Annotated in this window: 14 protein-coding genes; 5 read left to right on the top strand and 9 right to left on the bottom strand. The window is 44.3% G+C overall.

Going from position 1 to position 15441, the window contains the following annotated elements; translation table 11 throughout:
* Positions 1-1345 (bottom strand): Ig-like domain-containing protein (locus tag L3V36_RS17370; protein WP_237296702.1); only part of this gene is annotated, 1345 nt, incomplete at its 3' end.
* A 402-nt stretch (positions 1346-1747) separates the two neighbouring features.
* Here L3V36_RS17370 and L3V36_RS17375 point away from each other — a divergent pair.
* The 4 genes from L3V36_RS17375 to L3V36_RS17390 all read left to right on the top strand — a co-directional run bounded on the left by L3V36_RS17375 (position 1748) and on the right by L3V36_RS17390 (position 6307).
* Complete coding sequence (locus L3V36_RS17375; protein ID WP_102567515.1) at positions 1748-3055, top strand: TolC family outer membrane protein; 1308 nt, start codon at positions 1748-1750, stop codon at positions 3053-3055.
* A complete protein-coding gene (locus tag L3V36_RS17380; protein ID WP_102451598.1) occupies positions 3055-3672 on the top strand; it encodes an OmpA family protein in 618 nt (205 codons plus the stop codon). Before L3V36_RS17375 ends, L3V36_RS17380 begins: the two co-directional genes overlap by 1 nt.
* A gap of 136 nt (positions 3673-3808) precedes the next feature.
* Positions 3809-4159, top strand: a complete 351-nt coding sequence (locus L3V36_RS17385; protein WP_004733613.1) for a DUF2750 domain-containing protein — start codon at positions 3809-3811, stop codon at positions 4157-4159.
* Positions 4160-4321: 162 nt separating this feature from the next.
* The gene (locus L3V36_RS17390; protein WP_208775598.1) at positions 4322-6307 is read left to right on the top strand and encodes a GGDEF domain-containing protein; all 1986 of its coding nucleotides are present in this window, start codon (positions 4322-4324) and stop codon (positions 6305-6307) included.
* 7 nt (positions 6308-6314) lie between these two features.
* Here L3V36_RS17390 and queC read toward each other — a convergent pair whose 3' ends face one another.
* Positions 6315-7010, bottom strand: a complete 696-nt coding sequence (gene queC / locus L3V36_RS17395; protein WP_017082670.1) for a 7-cyano-7-deazaguanine synthase QueC — start codon at positions 7008-7010, stop codon at positions 6315-6317.
* A gap of 60 nt (positions 7011-7070) precedes the next feature.
* Positions 7071-7739, bottom strand: a complete 669-nt coding sequence (gene queE, locus L3V36_RS17400; protein ID WP_017077101.1) for a 7-carboxy-7-deazaguanine synthase QueE — start codon at positions 7737-7739, stop codon at positions 7071-7073.
* A 185-nt stretch (positions 7740-7924) separates the two neighbouring features.
* Here queE and L3V36_RS17405 point away from each other — a divergent pair, with 185 nt between their 5' ends.
* On the top strand, positions 7925-8734 hold the full coding sequence (locus tag L3V36_RS17405) for a Cof-type HAD-IIB family hydrolase (RefSeq protein WP_017093206.1): 810 nt from the start codon (positions 7925-7927) through the stop codon (positions 8732-8734).
* Positions 8735-8834: 100 nt separating this feature from the next.
* Here the strand turns inward: L3V36_RS17405 and L3V36_RS17410 are convergent, their stop codons facing one another.
* The 6 genes from L3V36_RS17410 to prpF form a co-directional block, all read right to left on the bottom strand.
* The gene (locus L3V36_RS17410; RefSeq protein ID WP_102557452.1) at positions 8835-10247 is read right to left on the bottom strand and encodes a phosphatase PAP2 family protein; all 1413 of its coding nucleotides are present in this window, start codon (positions 10245-10247) and stop codon (positions 8835-8837) included.
* Between the two features lie 85 nt (positions 10248-10332).
* Positions 10333-10812, bottom strand: a complete 480-nt coding sequence (locus L3V36_RS17415; RefSeq protein WP_009846623.1) for a GNAT family N-acetyltransferase — start codon at positions 10810-10812, stop codon at positions 10333-10335.
* A 227-nt stretch (positions 10813-11039) separates the two neighbouring features.
* The gene (locus tag L3V36_RS17420; protein WP_004733606.1) at positions 11040-11441 is read right to left on the bottom strand and encodes a glycine zipper domain-containing protein; all 402 of its coding nucleotides are present in this window, start codon (positions 11439-11441) and stop codon (positions 11040-11042) included.
* A gap of 204 nt (positions 11442-11645) precedes the next feature.
* Positions 11646-12092 (bottom strand): hypothetical protein, encoded by a 447-nt coding sequence (locus tag L3V36_RS17425; protein ID WP_017093209.1) that lies wholly within the window; start codon positions 12090-12092, stop codon positions 11646-11648.
* 148 nt (positions 12093-12240) lie between these two features.
* Complete coding sequence (locus L3V36_RS17430) at positions 12241-14145, bottom strand: propionyl-CoA synthetase (protein WP_208775599.1); 1905 nt, start codon at positions 14143-14145, stop codon at positions 12241-12243.
* 118 nt (positions 14146-14263) lie between these two features.
* Positions 14264-15436 (bottom strand): 2-methylaconitate cis-trans isomerase PrpF, encoded by a 1173-nt coding sequence (gene prpF, locus L3V36_RS17435; protein ID WP_065682183.1) that lies wholly within the window; start codon positions 15434-15436, stop codon positions 14264-14266.
* Positions 15437-15441: the final 5 nt, after the last annotated feature.

The following is a 15441-nucleotide window of genomic DNA, read 5'->3' on the forward strand; positions in this document are numbered from 1 at the left end:
CCACATTCACTATCAGCGTATCCGTACCACCTTGACCGTCAGAGACGATAACCGTGAAGCTGTCGCTGCCGTTGTAGTCTTCGTTTGGTGTGTAGGTCCAGTTGCCGTTTTCATCAACTGTCACTGACCCATTAGATGGATCGCTGCCTTTTGAGAAGCTTAGTGAGTCATTGTCACCATCTGATGCAGAAAGAGAACCGCTAACTGGCGTATCTTCGTCAGTCGTGACTGCAACACTGTCACCGAGTGGGTCGCCATTACCATCAACCAGGATTGGTGCATCGTTGACTGGATTCACACCCACATTCACTGTCAGCGTATCAGTCCCGCCCTGGCCGTCAGAGACAATGACCGTGAAGCTGTCGCTGCCGTTGTAGTCTTCGTTTGGTGTGTAGGTCCAGTTGCCGTTTTCATCAACTGTCACCGAACCATTAGATGGATCACTGCCTTTAGAGAAGCTTAATGAGTCGTTATCGTCGTCTGATGCGGGCAGTGAGCCGCTCACTGGCGTGTCTTCATCGGTGGTTACCGCCACGCTGTCGCCAAGTGGATCGCCATTGCCATCAACCAGCGTTGGTGCATCGTTGACTGGATTCACACCCACATTCACTGTCAAAGTATCGGTACCGCCTTGGCCGTCTGATACAACAACTGTAAAGCTATCGTTACCGTTGTAGTTTTCGTTGGGGGTATAAGTCCAATCACCATTTTCATCGACAACGACAGTACCGTTTGATGGTTCTGTTGCTTTACTGAATGACAGATCATCACCATCTTCGTCTGAAGCCGACAAAGTGCCACTAACAGGTGTATCTTCATCTGTCGTAAAGGTGACGACGTCACTAGCTTCAGCATTGTTTGAGTCAACAAAAGATGGGTTGCTGTTTAAAGGCGTTGCTGCTTCAGTCAATGAACGATAAGCGTCAAGTAGGCTTAAGCTTTGAGTGCGAGATAAGCCCAATGATTCGAAACCCGTAGTAACGAACTCTGTACCAGGAATAGTTTCTTCACCATCACGTTCAATAGTTCCGCTAGAAGCCAAACTTGAACCGTTTTGACCAGCTGCCGTTGCGAACTCTTCACCTAGCTCGGTCGGGTCTTGACCTTCTTCTAATGCGGCAAAGATATTCGCAATATCTTGGTCGATCTCAATTTCGCCTTCTTCTAATGAGAAGCGTTTTGCCGATACCTGAGGTTCATTGGACCCGTTCTGAGATTCAAGAACGACATCCCCTGCTTGTAGTGGTTGGCCTTCTTCTAAGACTTTAATCGTACCATCTACCGAGATAACAATGCGCTGGCCAAGTGCTAATGCACCACCCAAATTCAATGTTGTCATGTCCATATAAACCCCTAAAAAAGCATTTCTTGTCATTAACGTCAAAATAGTGACATTATATTTATAATATTAGTTAAAATATAACACTTAAAGTCATATAATTCCTAGTTATGAATCTAGTATTTAACAACTTGAGTGACAAGCTGATGACGGTGATCACATCGCATAACAATCTTAGTGCTCACACCAGTAATATAAGTTATTGTGTTTGCGGAAAATAGTAGATTTAAAAACGTAAGATTGACGTGTATAAAAACACCATAAACGCACACTGATCGGTTAACATTTTGACAACCATTTGCGATCGCCAACTTAGCGATCGTAATTTTTTTGGCGGTTCATCTAAATTTCGTATATAACAGCACGAATTCAAGACTTGGATGCGAGCTAACTTTAGGGAGATGCACATTGAATAGGCTTCAAATGACAACATTAGGGTTAGCTATAAGTATGAGCTTACCGACGACAGCACAAACCCTAGAGCAAGCCGTTGCGTTCACTTTAGAAAGCAATCCTGAAATCAAAAGTGCTTATAATGAATATGTCAGTAAGCGATATCTTAATGATGCTTCTGGTGGTGCTTATCGTCCAAGTATAGATTTGGATGGAGGTATTGGTTACGAGCATACCGATCTAGCAACTAACTCAAGCACGACCGATCTGACTCGGAAAGAAGCGACAATTACGCTAACCCAGCTTATTTGGGATGGGGCTAATACATCGAATGATATTGACCGTACTGCGGCTGATGCGGAATCAGTGCGTTATCAATTGATATCTAATGCTCAAGATATCGCATTAGAAGTGACCAAAGTTTATCTCGATGCGGTAAAAGCCTATGAAGTGCTTTCACTCTCTGAAAACAACCTCGCAACACACAAAAAAATATACAGCGATATTCGCAAGCGTGTTGAGTCAGGTATTGGCTCAACGGCAGATATGTCGCAGGTAGAAGCACGTATTGCTAAAGCGCACGGTAATTTACTTGCGGCGCAAAACAACCTTTTTGACACTCATACACAATTCAAAAGGCTTGTGGGTCAATCTCCGCTAGGGTTAACCTTCCCTCGCGCAGATGCAGGCGCTATCCCTTACACGGTTGATGGTGCATTAGCAAAAGCGTTTAATCAGCACCCAGTAATTAAGATTGCACAAGCCGATGTAGACTCAGCGAAATTTCAATACAAGCAATCTAAGAGCACCAACTACCCAACGGTTTCTTTTGAAGCCGCTCAAACCTGGCGCGATGATGCCGGTGGCACTCCAGGCAGCAGTGACGAGTTTTCTGCGATGGTTCGTTTAAGATACAACCTTTACAACGGCGGTTCAGACCAAGACCGTGCAGAAAGTGCCGCTTATCAACTAAACAAAGCGAAAGACCTTCGTGAAAGTACGTTCCGAAACGTAGAAGAAAGTTTACGCCTTTCATGGAGTGCCCTTGATTTAACCGTTCAACAAAAAGAGTTCTTGTCAGATCACGTAGACTCGGCATCAGACACCGTTATCTCTTATGAGAAACAATACCGTATCGGTAAACGTACCCTTCTCGATTTGCTTAACACCGAGAACGAACTATTCGAAGCCCGTAAGGGCTATCTGGATGCCAAGTACGACGAACAATACGCGAAGTACCGAGTAATGAATGCAACAGGAAACCTGTTAACTGGGTTACGCGTCGAAACCCCTCAAGAATGGAATGAAAAGGTAGAATACTAATGAAGCTGATAAAGACTGTATTTCCGCTTTGTCTCATGCTTGTCTCTGCCAACGTTTTAGCTGAAACAAGCAATGAAGAATTTGAATATCGAGCTCTTCCAGACATCACGCAAATTTATGATCTCGAAGATGATGATAATGACGGCGTAATTAACGCGCGAGATTTATGTCCCGATACGCAAATTGGCGCTGAGATCGATAACGACGGTTGTGGTTCATATTTTGAATTGTCAGAAAAGAAAGAACTCCACATACTCTTTGCTAATAACTCTACGGAAATTAACCCTGTTTTCCTAGGGCAGATACGCCAGATGGCTGCGTTTTTGAAGCGTTACGAGGGTACATCGATTGAGTTACAAGGTTATGCCAGCAAAGTGGGCAATGCCAAACACAATTTAGAACTGTCAAAAGAACGAGCATCCAACGTAAGGCGTGCCCTTATCAGTAATGGTATTCAACCATCTCGAGTCAACATCGTGGGTCATGGCGATTCTGAATTCAGCAGTGACAACAGCCAAATTAATCACGCACTGAACAGAAAAGTTGTCGCTTCTGTTGCTGGGTTTAAAGGTAATATCAAAGAAGAGTGGCACATCTTCACCAAAATAAAAAAGTAGGCTCTATCCTGCGTTTACCATACTGAAACGTGATCTCAAGTTTACGTTTCAGTATGGTGATAATTCCTTGAATAGCATGTACCTAAGCCGTCTATAATGTTAATCTTGCATCGTTATCAACATAGAGAATTAATCCATGAGCAAACTAACAGCTGATACTCAAGCAAATCTAGAACTTTTCGTTTCTGAAACACAAGAAACTAAACTGGTATGGGGCCTTCGCAATGAAGAAGGTTGGCTAGCATGTGACTCAAGTGAATTCGAAAGCAGCGAAGTGATGCCTTTTTGGTCTTCAAAAGAAGATGCTCAGACTCACAACGTTGAAGAGTGGGCTGACTTCGAAGTATTAGAAATTCCACTAGATATCTTTGTAGAAGATTGGTTATTGACTCTAGCTGAAGACGGCGTTCTTGTTGGTATTAACTGGAATGCAACATTAGAAGGCAAAGAACTTGAGCCTTCTGACCTAGCGAAATTATACATCTAATTTCCGATATCGGTCGTGCGAACAGTACGACCGATACACCTCTGATAAATATCAACAAATTAGAGACTTACCTCGCATAACCTCCTACCCATTCCATTCAAAAATTGAAGCAACATCAAACTAATAATAGAATATCGTTCTTTATCTGATAGATCGTTTCTTGTGACTCACTCTGTTTTTATTGCCCTTCTACTGTTCATTAGCTTTTATTCTCATGGCCAAGTATCAACGCAAGATCGTTACCAGGACTCTCCTTTCAACTCATCTAATTTGGATTCAAACACGACTCCAAATGCTGATTGGAATACACTCTATCTCTCGACTCTAACTCACTCCCCATCGCGTGCGTTAAACATGCTGCAAACCCGTTACACTGGCTCAACCGTCTATGGAGATAAGCTTTACCTTTCATCTTTGTTATACCAATACATGAGCCACCGAGATCAACCGTTCTATGGAATCGCTTCAAACGACAGTGAGTACCAAGCGATTGAACAAACGTTTATTTCTGCTTTAATGAAAGATGGCCAAGGCCAATATGAGGAAGCGCAACAAAGCTTTCTGACACTATTGGCGAAGATGCAATCACGTAGTGATTTGACTGGAAGAGCCCTGCTAAAATACCAGCTATGCCGATCGCTTAACGAACAAGCTAAATATCATCAAGCGAACTATTACTGTTCTGCGCTTCAATCAGATTTACATAACATCGCTGACCCTGTGTTACCAAAGTTTGGTACTTATCGAGTCATCGCTAACAATCACCATTTCCGCAGTGACTATCAAGCCGCGCTAGATACCTACCTATCACTGATAAACGTGTTCCCACAAGGACATGACATTTCGGGGATCTATAATGATGTGGGTAACTTGCTTAAAGAATTAAAGCAATATGAAAAATCGGCAGAGTACCTCAAAGAAGCACTCACATTAAGAGAAAGTGCTTCTGATTTGATGAAAGCACAAGTGCATCATAGTCTTGCAGATCTCTACCTTAACCAAGAGCAAAGTGACTTAGCAATTAACCACTTTCAAACAGCAAGAACACTGCTGAGCTCATCGTCGCATAGCTACGGTATCGCACTAACAAGTCTTGGCTTAGGAAAAGCTTACACTCAAATTAGAGACTATGATTTGGCAAGAGGTTACTTAGTCAACTCTCTGTCAGCTTCGAATGAATTAAGTAACGACGTCATTCGTATTAACGCTTACTTGGCGATAAGCGATATGTTCGAAGAGCAAAAGTTGACAACCGAGGCGCTCAATTATGCTCAGCAAGCTCTAGAAGTATCCGAGCAAGTCACAAGACACAAGTACATCGCTCAGTCACTCCTGCAGCTTTCTGATATTCATCAATCACTCGGCGATTACCAACAAGCTTTCTATTTCTACCAGCGATACTCGTCAATACAAATGGAAGCTAGAGACATCGACAATCGACTCGCACTCGAAGCCCTCGGCTTAACGCACGCCAAATATGAGCAGGAACTTGAGAGCTCTTTCCTGACACATCAGGCGAAGCTCGACCGCGTTCAAATTGAAAAAATGGAACATCAAAGATGGATGTACAACATCGTTGTTATTCTGTTGCTTTGTGCTGCAAGCTTTACGGTATTAGCAAACAAAACGATTCGCGCAAAAGCTTCCATCGATGCTATGACAAAAGCGTATGGCCGGACCGAGATCATACGAAGAATCAAAAGAGTCAGACGCTGTAAAGGAACGGAAAAGCAACATGTCCTCGTTCTGCTTGATCTGGATAAATTCAAGACGATCAATGATGAACATGGACACCCTACCGGTGATAGAGCACTCGTCCATATTAGTCAACAAATAAGAAAGCACTTAATGAGTGATGAATTGTTTGGCCGCTTAGGCGGTGAAGAGTTTCTTATCATGCTGACCGACACTAAACCTTCTGAAGTACGAGAGCGTGTTGAAGAATTGCACTACGCAATATCAAGCACTGTCTTCTTATCAGAAAGCAAAAAGCCACTTAATGTAACCGCGAGTTTTGCTTATCTAGCAACCTCAAACGCATTAAGTGACTTTGATGACTTGTACTCTGTGCTTGACCAAGCACTGTATCAAGCAAAGAGCAACGGCCGAAACTGCATCATTGATGCTTACAACGAACCAATTGATTGACCTGAGGTTATTTATTCTCAGTCTGTTTGCGAACCAACTCAGCCATAATACCTTCACGATCACCTAGGTAATCGTTAAGGCCAACTTTACGCAGTTCACACGCTGGGCAATCGCCACAACCATCACCGATGATGCCATTGTAACAAGTCAGTGTTTTATTGCGAACAAGCTCAAGTGCTGAGTACTGGTCGGCCAACGCCCATGTTTCAGCTTTGTTGAGCCACATTAACGGTGTTTTAATATCAAGCGGCTTGTCCATACCTTGTACAAGCGCAGAGTTCATCGCTTTCACAAAGTCATTACGACAATCAGGGTAGCCTGAGAAATCAGTTTCACACACGCCCGTGATTACGGTATTTGCACCGATTTGGTAAGCGTAAATACCCGCCAAAGTTAAGAACAGAATATTACGACCAGGAACAAAAGAGTTTGGTAGTCCATTCTCTTGTAGCTCATGAGACACAGGAATATCGTCACGAGTCAGAGAGCTGATAGCCAGTTCATTCAACAGAGTCACATCCATCACTTTGTGCGCTTTCACACCAAGCTCTTTCGACAACGACTCCGCAACTTCAATCTCGAGTCTATGGCGCTGACCATAGTCAAACGTAATCGCATGAACTTCATCATACTCTTTTAAAGCTTGAACAAGACACGTTGTTGAGTCTTGACCACCACTGAATACTACGACTGCTTTTTTCATCTTAAATCCTTACGAGAATCTTCTACTAGCGACTTATCTAGACCAGTAAACAAATGCAACCTATGCGATGCTCAAATATTTGTGAGTTTGAATAGATAAACGCCAGTTACGTTCAATACAGGTATCAATACACAGTTGCGTTGCACGTTCTTTTTGGCTAATAGGTTGAAGTGCAATGACTGTATTTTCAGGAACATCGGCTCTAGCAATAAGAGCATCTAGTTGCTCGATATCTTTACCTGTACCAACAGGGTGCTTGATTTCATTCGCACGAACGAGTGCGCTATCAAGGATATCCAATTTGGCTTTCATTGCGACCTTTGGTGACACCGTAACCCAAGTACCCAGTGTGGCTTTTACTTCCGATGTTCCGCTGGTCTCAATCTGACAGCGACAACCGTGCTGCTCAAATGCTTCAGTAAGAGGGACAAGATCATAGATGCACGGCTCACCACCGGTAATCACAATGTGCTTAGCGGTGTAACCTTGCTTGATGTATTCATTCACGATTCCTTGCGCATCAATTGCAGACCAAGTCGGTGAATCCTCTGTCTTAACCATAATATCACCAAGGCTCGTTTCATCTTCTGGCAACGCTTCCCAAGTCTGTTTGGTATCACACCAAGAACAGCCTACAGGGCAAATTTGCAGTCGAACAAAAACAGCAGGAACGCCGGTAAATACGCCCTCGCCCTGGATGGTTTCAAACATTTCATTAATCTTGTACAACTTACCCTCAGCTCAATCATTTGATGAAATTAATCAACCGCAGACCTTAAAGCACTTGCCCCTTTTGGTCAAACAAATGAGTACTGATAAATGAGTTGATCAAAGCCCTAGCCTGAACTTTCAAGTTCCCTTATCCTTTCGCCCATTAGATTTCGTTAGCTTTTAATTTTTTAGTAAGGAACAACATGTACAAACTGATTGCTCTTGATATGGATGGCACACTGCTCAACAGTGATAAAGTAATTTCTCAAGAGAACAAAGACGCGATTGCCAAAGCACGCGCTGCAGGTGTGAAAGTGGTTCTGGCTTCTGGTCGTCCTTTAGAAGGCATGCAGAGTAAGTTAGACGAGCTTTCAATCAACGGCGAAGATGACTTTGTGCTCTTCTACAACGGCTCTATGGTTCAAAACGTCTCTACAAAAGAACTCATTCATAGTGAGATCAGCAATGGTAAAGCCGCGAAAGAGATCGCAGCCCTCGCTGTACAGCTTGGTGGTTATGTTCATGCATTCAGCAAGATTCATGGCTTAATCACGCCTGAAAACAATGAGTACACAGCTATTGAAGCGCGTATTAATGGCTTAGAGATTACCGAGTTCGACTTTTCTCAACTAGAAGATGACCACGAAATCATCAAAACTATGATTGTCGCAGAACCAAGCAAGCTGACTGAAATCATCGGCAAGTTGCCACAAGAGCTTAAGACTCAATTTACTATCGTGCAAAGTGCACCATTCTTCTTAGAGTTCCTAAACCCAAATTCAAACAAGGGTGTCGGTATTGAGGCGATAGCTAAGCACTTGGGTATTACAGCAGAAGAAGTAATCTGCATGGGTGACGCTGAAAACGATCATCATATGCTTGAATACGCTGGCCTTGGCATTGCAATGGAAAACGCAATGGAAGAAACCAAGAAACTGGCGGATCACATCACAGCGAGCAACGACGACCATGGTGTAGCGGTCGCGATTGAGAAGTTTATCTTCAACTCATAAACGCTCAGCAGCTATAGTGAGAATTACTTTTTGCTTGTTGCACAAATGACAAAGGCTGTGCACTGCACAGCCTTTTTTGATTTTATATTAGTCGGTTCGCCTACTCTCTTTTCCATGGCAGACGAAACGCCACTACACCAAATAGAATCAAGATTGGGAAACGTAAGGTCTCAACGATAAATGAAGCGATGCCACTGAATGAGACGAAACTTCCTGCCCAGCTAATCAGCAGATTCCCCGCTAACAACATCGCCATCACTCCAAATACAATCTTGAATGAGAACTGGCCGACCAAAGGCTTCGAATCCGTTAACGTTACTAAGCATGCAATCGTCATCAAAATTGCTACCCAGAAAGAGAATGTTGGCAGTGGCCATATCACCGTGAGAACAATCGACAGTAAGCACAATGCCCACCAGACACCTTTAGAGCTTAATAAGGCACTAATATCAACATCAGGTTTCGCATCTAATCTCACGATGTGCCAAGTCGTTAACGCGCCCAATACGCCTCCCATTAAGACATCACTAAAGAACGCACTGCCTGAATAAGACGTAAATAGCATAATCCACAGTAGGCCCGCGAGCACTATCAAAATCGATTTTTGCTCCAAGAGGCGCTTTAGTTTCCAAAAGACTAACAAGGTTAAACTCACCCACAAGCCAGCCAATAAACTTGGAAAGCTATAGCCACTGCTCATCACTAGCTTCAATGTTGGCAAGTAAGCATGCGGACGTGGAAAACCAAACCCTTGGTGGGCGATTAAAGTGAGCAATGTCACCGAGATCAAAGTGAAGCCAAACTTCAACGCGAAGTTACGGCCAAAATGCCAAGCAATTAGCGGCAATATCACGATGAAAATCCATGGCTTCGCTAACGAGTCAGTTAAAAGCACAGTATTCGCAAACACGCTTGGCATATTATCGAACGCGTTTTGAAGCGACACAATCCAATTTAATTCAACTTGATGGACTTTCGGTGCCGCGCCCACCAGCTCAGTCACATACGTCACAGGTTGATCTGTCGCGGATAAAAAGAATTCGTTAATCTCAGACCATTGCTCAGGGTAACGGTATTGGTTGGCTTGCAACTCCGTAGGTGGCAATAACATCGCGCGACTGACTTCCACACCGTAATGAGGAGCAAACCAGATTGGTAGCTCAAAGCCACCTAACTCATTTCGAGCTTTGTAACTGATCACTTCAGAGTCAGAGACACAATCATACACAACGGCACTATCGGTATAACCCAGTACATCACCGACCGTTACCGACAAACCCGCCTCTTCCCAAGTTTCTCGTTGCGCCGCGACCGATGGCGGTTCACCAGAAACCACAGTGCCTCCCGGTAGAGACAATTGACCTGTAATCAACTCATCAACCAACACGATTTGGTTATCAGCACGTACTACACACAAGGCGCCCGCAATATGATCTGGCAAAGTGTTGTTTGCCCAAGCGGAAGTAGTACTCAAAAGAGACAGTATGAAAACTAATAGATATCGAATAACCAACGAGTTTACCTAAAAAATAATAGAAGAAATTTAAGACTGCTGTTGCAGTTGAACTATTGTAATCAAAGCCGCACAAAATCGCTGTCTACGTTTTGTGCAAAGCCTTCCTCATCCATTGAATGTGAGGTGTGAACCCCATTTTTTGATAGAAGTCCTTGGCAGGTGAGTTAAAGTCCCAAACTTCTACAAAGACTTGTTCAACCCCATAATCATCAAAAGTACTTTCAACTTTGTTAAACAACTTTTCAGCAATGGATTCTTTTCGATAATCAGGCAAGACAAACAGTTCATCGACACTTCCCATCGGCACTGGTTTACTCACCGTTGAGATAAGCTCACAAAAATGCCCAGAGATAAAACCAACAATGAGCTCACCTTTTAATGCCACATAAACCAAGCATTCAGGATCATCCAAGTATCGTGCAATGCTTTTTTCCTGCTCAATCTCTTCTGCCGTTTTAAAATGCTCTGGACTTGCAAGGTGATGGTGATGGTGGAGATCGAACATTAACTCGTTAAGTTGTTCCAAATCCGCGTGCTTTGCGGCCCTTAAGGTGACATTCATGACTATTGCGCTTCTCAAACCAAATTAATATCTAAACTGAGTCTAGTTTACTTGCCGTGAGTATCTATACAAGTTATTGAATTAATTCATTGTTTGAAGTGTGTATTTTAGATACAAAAACGGCCACATTACGTGGCCATTCTGTTTGAATGATTTTCAATTAAACGAATGTCGAGGCTTTAGCTTTAGCTTTAGCTTTAGCTTTAGCTTTAGCTTTAGTTGTAGCTTTATGCACCGTTGTCCTCTTTCTCTTCTTTGAGATCAGCAAGCTGTTGTTCTAGTTCAATAAGCTTAATTTCAGCCTCTACTTCAGCAACTCGCTTTTCTGCATCGGTGCGATTGTCTTGCGCTAGACCATCGGCAGTGACTTGGGTTCGTTGTGCGTTTCTTGCATCATCCGTATCTTTCATTGAACCAGCAACACCACCGGTCACACCACCCAATGCAGCACCCTTCGCGGCTAAGCTCGCATCTCCAGTTAGAGCGCCTGCTGTCGCTCCTAATAAAGCACCACCCACAGCACCACGATTACGTGCAGCATTCTCATTTTCGTTATCCATTGCTGGAGATGCGCAACCAGAAAGAGTCACAATCAGTGTCGCTAAAAGAAAAGGTTTAGTGAATTTCATAGGAGTCTCGCTTAGTTCTTCGTTTGGAGTAGAGCCATCTTAAGCAGAACCGTTAATGAGATAAATAAAGCTACGTTTAGACGATACATCATGTTCAGTTATGTATCATTCAACCATCGCATAAGTGCTTATTGATATATATCTTTGAGCTCGCCTTAGCCTGACAAACAAAAAAGGCGACCAATTAGGTCGCCTCAATCGCTCTTAGCCTTTGGACCAAAAGTTTTGCATATTTTCTGCACTAGGTGGTGGCCTAACACCGCAATCTCGATAATGATTTTTATCGCCGATCCCCAGTATCTTGCCATTTTCGTCATCAATCATTGCGGCAACTTTAACACCGTCTCCCACATGACGAGTTAACACAACAATTTCACCGGCTCTTTCAGACCTTACCGCGCCTAAGATTTGATATTCGTAGCGGCCTTTCCTTGAATTAACGATCATCTTCGAGTTAATCGGGTCGGCTTCATACCCCACGCCCATATCAAAAACCGCTTGATAGAGATCGACGCCAGTCTTGGACACACATTTAAATATCTTGGGATGACTCAATGGCTCTAACAACGCCCTACTCGCTTCATCCTTTGAAATACTGGCACTAGCAGCACCACTGACCAGTAAAGCAATCAACCAAAAGTAAGCGCGCATAAAAAAGACCTCAATATGTGGGGTTCATAATGAGGTCATAGTAAACGCAATGGATAAGCGGATGAATAAAGTAGAGTTTAGGTAAACCATCACGCTGGGTTATACATTAATAAACAAGCCGAAGGTGAGATTACCTAAACTGCGACGTCTATTTGCCGAGCTTTTCAGCTATTTCAGTTAAGCTGGTAGGGTCGTCAATCGTCGAAGGCACCACATATTGCTCGCCTTCTGCGATTTGTCGGATGGTTCTGCGTAAAATCTTACCCGAGCGCGTCTTAGGCAGTCTCTCAACCACCAAGGCTTGCTTAAAGCATGCAACCGCACCAATCTCGTTACGAACCTTACCCACTAACTCAGCTTGCAGTTCAATGCCATCGACTTTCACGCCATCTTTCAGCACAACTAAACCAAGAGGTAGCTGCCCTTTTAAGCCATCGTGAATACCGACTACCGCGCATTCTGCAATGGCTGGGTGACCACCCACGATTTCTTCCATTTCTCCCGTCGACAGACGGTGTCCCGCTACGTTTATCACATCGTCGATACGGCCCATGATAAATAGATACCCATCTTCATCAAGATAGCCACCGTCCCCAGAAACATAATAGCCCGGGAACTGACTCAAATAGCCGGATTCAAACCGGTCATGATTGCGCCATACCGTGGGTAAACAACCAGGCGGCAATGGTCGTTTAAGTGCCACAAACCCTTGTTGATTCGTTTGTGCGATTTCACCCAATTCATTGAGGATCTCCACTTGGTAACCGGGTACTGGCTTGGTTGAAGAACCCGCTTTTACAGGCAAAGATTCAAGCCCTGTTGGATTGGCAGAAATAGCCCAACCCGTTTCGGTTTGCCACCAGTGGTCGATAACCGGTTTATTGGTATGAGATTCAACCCAATCCAATGTTGGCGGGTCTAAGCGCTCGCCAGCCATGAAAATCGACTTGAGCGATGATAAGTCATACTTGGTGAGCAACTCGCCTTCAGGATCTTCTTTCTTGATTGCTCTAAACGCTGTTGGCGCAGAAAACAATACATCGACGTTGTACTCTTCACACACACGCCAGAATGCGCCGGGATCTGGCGTTCTTACTGGCTTACCTTCAAACAAAATGGTCGTACAACCATGAATCAATGGTGCATAAACAATGTAGGAATGCCCCACTACCCAGCCGACATCAGAAGCCGCCCAAAATACGCCATCTTGCGGCATATCGTAGATAGTGCTCATAGAGTATTTCATGGCGACCGCGTGACCACCATTGTCACGAACCACGCCTTTTGGCTTACCCGTCGTCCCTGATGTATACAAGATATATAGTGGGTCAGTTGCTAGAACAGGCACACACACATGAGGCAATGCATCGCTAACCGCTTGTTGCCAAAGTACATCGCGTTCATTGTTCAATTCGGCTAGAGACAGCTCTCTTTGGAATACCACCACTTTTTCGGGCTTCCAACGACTGTCCATGATCGCTCGATCAACCATCGGTTTATATGGCAAGACTTTGTTTATCTCGACACCACAGGAGGCAGTAATCAAGACCTTCGGTTCAGCATCTTCGATACGAACGGCAAGCTCATGAGGAGCAAAACCACCAAACACCACCGAATGCACCGCGCCTAGTCGAGCACAAGCCAGCATTGCCATTGCCGCTTCAGGAATCATTGGCATGTAGATCACCACACGATCGCCTTTGGTAACGCCTTGCGTGGCTAACATACCTGCGACTTTTGCCACTTGGTCACGCAATTGATTGTAAGTGTATGAGGATTGATTTCCTGTAACTGGAGAATCGTAAATCAGCGCGGTATTGCCACCACGGCCATTTTCACAATGGTAATCAAGCGCCAACCAGCAGGTGTTCATCACCCCATCAGGAAACCAACGTTCAATACCGTTATCGTCAGTTTGTAATATCGTTTTTGGTGGTTCAAACCAATCTATCGCTTGTGCTTGCGTTTCCCAGAACGAATTGGGGTCTTCCCTAGCCCATTGATACTCGGTGATGTAATCTGTTTTTCTGTTCATTCGATTCGTAGCAGACATAGTGCCTCCTCCATGATTTATCCATTATTCCAAGCGCCTAGCTTTTGGCAGTAGCACTTGATTGCACTCTTTTCTCAGCGTTGTGTTCGTGAACATTTAACCGTTCACGACAGTCGCTTTACTTGGGAAAAGGCACACGAATGGCACCTTCCATGATCACTCGGGCACTGCGACTCATAATCGCCCGTTCTATTTTCCAACCGCTTTCCGTCTGAATAGCTTTAGCACCCACTTTTAAGGTTCCTGATGGATGACCAAAGGTCACAAAATCTCGGGAACCCTCACCGGCTGCCAAGTTCACTAACGTACCTGGCACACTCGCCGCTGAAGCAATGGCGACCGCAGCTGTCCCCATCATGGCGTGATGCAGTTGTCCCATAGACAAAGCACGCACCAGAAGGTCAGTATCTTCGGCAGCAACCGATTTACCACTGGAGGCTTGGTACGCTTGAGGCTTAGCAACAAACGCGACTTTAGGTGTGTGTTGGCGTGATTCAGCTTGTTCTAAAGAATCAATAAGACCCATAGCTACTGCACCATGTGCTCGGATGGACTCAAACAGAGCCAAGGCTTTGGCATCGCTATTGATATCGGATTGAAGCTCTGTGCCTTGGTAACCAACCGATTCAGCATCGACAAAAATGGTGGGTATTCCGGCATTGATGTATGTCGCTTTAATACACCCCAGATCTGGAACATCTAAAAAATCGACAACATTCCCTGTTGGGAACATAGAGCCACTCGCATCGGCTGGATCTAGGAAATCGACTTGGATCTCAGCGGCGGGGAAAGTGACACCATCGAGCTCAAAGTCACCTAACTCTTGGACTTTCCCATTGGTGATAGGTACATGAACAATAATGGTTTTCTCTATGTTCACTTGCCATACTCGCACTTCGACCACACCGTTTTCTGGAATACGATTCGAATCGACTAAGCAACTATGAATTGCAAATGGGCCCACTGCAGCAGACAGATTGCCGCAGTTACCGCTCCAATCGACAAACGGCTTGTCTATTGCTACTTGGCCGAATAAGTAATCAACATCGTGATCGGCTTTACTGCTTTTCGAAACAATAACGGTTTTACTGGTACTGGATGTTGCACCACCCATGCCGTCGGTTTGTTTGCCATAAGGATCTGGACTACCAATCACGCGCAGAAGTAATGCGTCTCGAGCTTCTCCGGCAACTTGCGCAGCTTCAGGTAAGTCACTTAAGTTGAAGAAAACGCCTTTACTTGTTCCGCCCCGCATGTAGGTAGCAGGTACTTTTATCTGTTTGATGTTCATAACTA

It is taken from the genome of Vibrio sp. G-C-1, from assembly GCF_021728015.1.
In the GTDB taxonomy this organism is placed as follows: Bacteria; Pseudomonadota; Gammaproteobacteria; order Enterobacterales; family Vibrionaceae; genus Vibrio; species Vibrio splendidus.

Bases quoted from the DNA above. Each gene is read 5' to 3' on its own strand.
- L3V36_RS17380 (WP_102451598.1), top strand. From the start codon at position 3,055: ATGAAGCTGATAAAGACTGTATTTCCGCTTTGTCTCATGCTTGTCTCT.
- L3V36_RS17385 (WP_004733613.1), top strand. From the start codon at position 3,809: ATGAGCAAACTAACAGCTGATACTCAAGCAAATCTAGAACTTTTCGTT.
- queC (WP_017082670.1), bottom strand. From the start codon at position 7,010: ATGAAAAAAGCAGTCGTAGTATTCAGTGGTGGTCAAGACTCAACAACG.
- L3V36_RS17405 (WP_017093206.1), top strand. From the start codon at position 7,925: ATGTACAAACTGATTGCTCTTGATATGGATGGCACACTGCTCAACAGT.
- L3V36_RS17415 (WP_009846623.1), bottom strand. From the start codon at position 10,812: ATGAATGTCACCTTAAGGGCCGCAAAGCACGCGGATTTGGAACAACTT.
- L3V36_RS17420 (WP_004733606.1), bottom strand. From the start codon at position 11,441: ATGAAATTCACTAAACCTTTTCTTTTAGCGACACTGATTGTGACTCTT.
- L3V36_RS17425 (WP_017093209.1), bottom strand. From the start codon at position 12,092: ATGCGCGCTTACTTTTGGTTGATTGCTTTACTGGTCAGTGGTGCTGCT.
- L3V36_RS17430 (WP_208775599.1), bottom strand. From the start codon at position 14,145: ATGTCTGCTACGAATCGAATGAACAGAAAAACAGATTACATCACCGAG.
- prpF (WP_065682183.1), bottom strand. From the start codon at position 15,436: ATGAACATCAAACAGATAAAAGTACCTGCTACCTACATGCGGGGCGGA.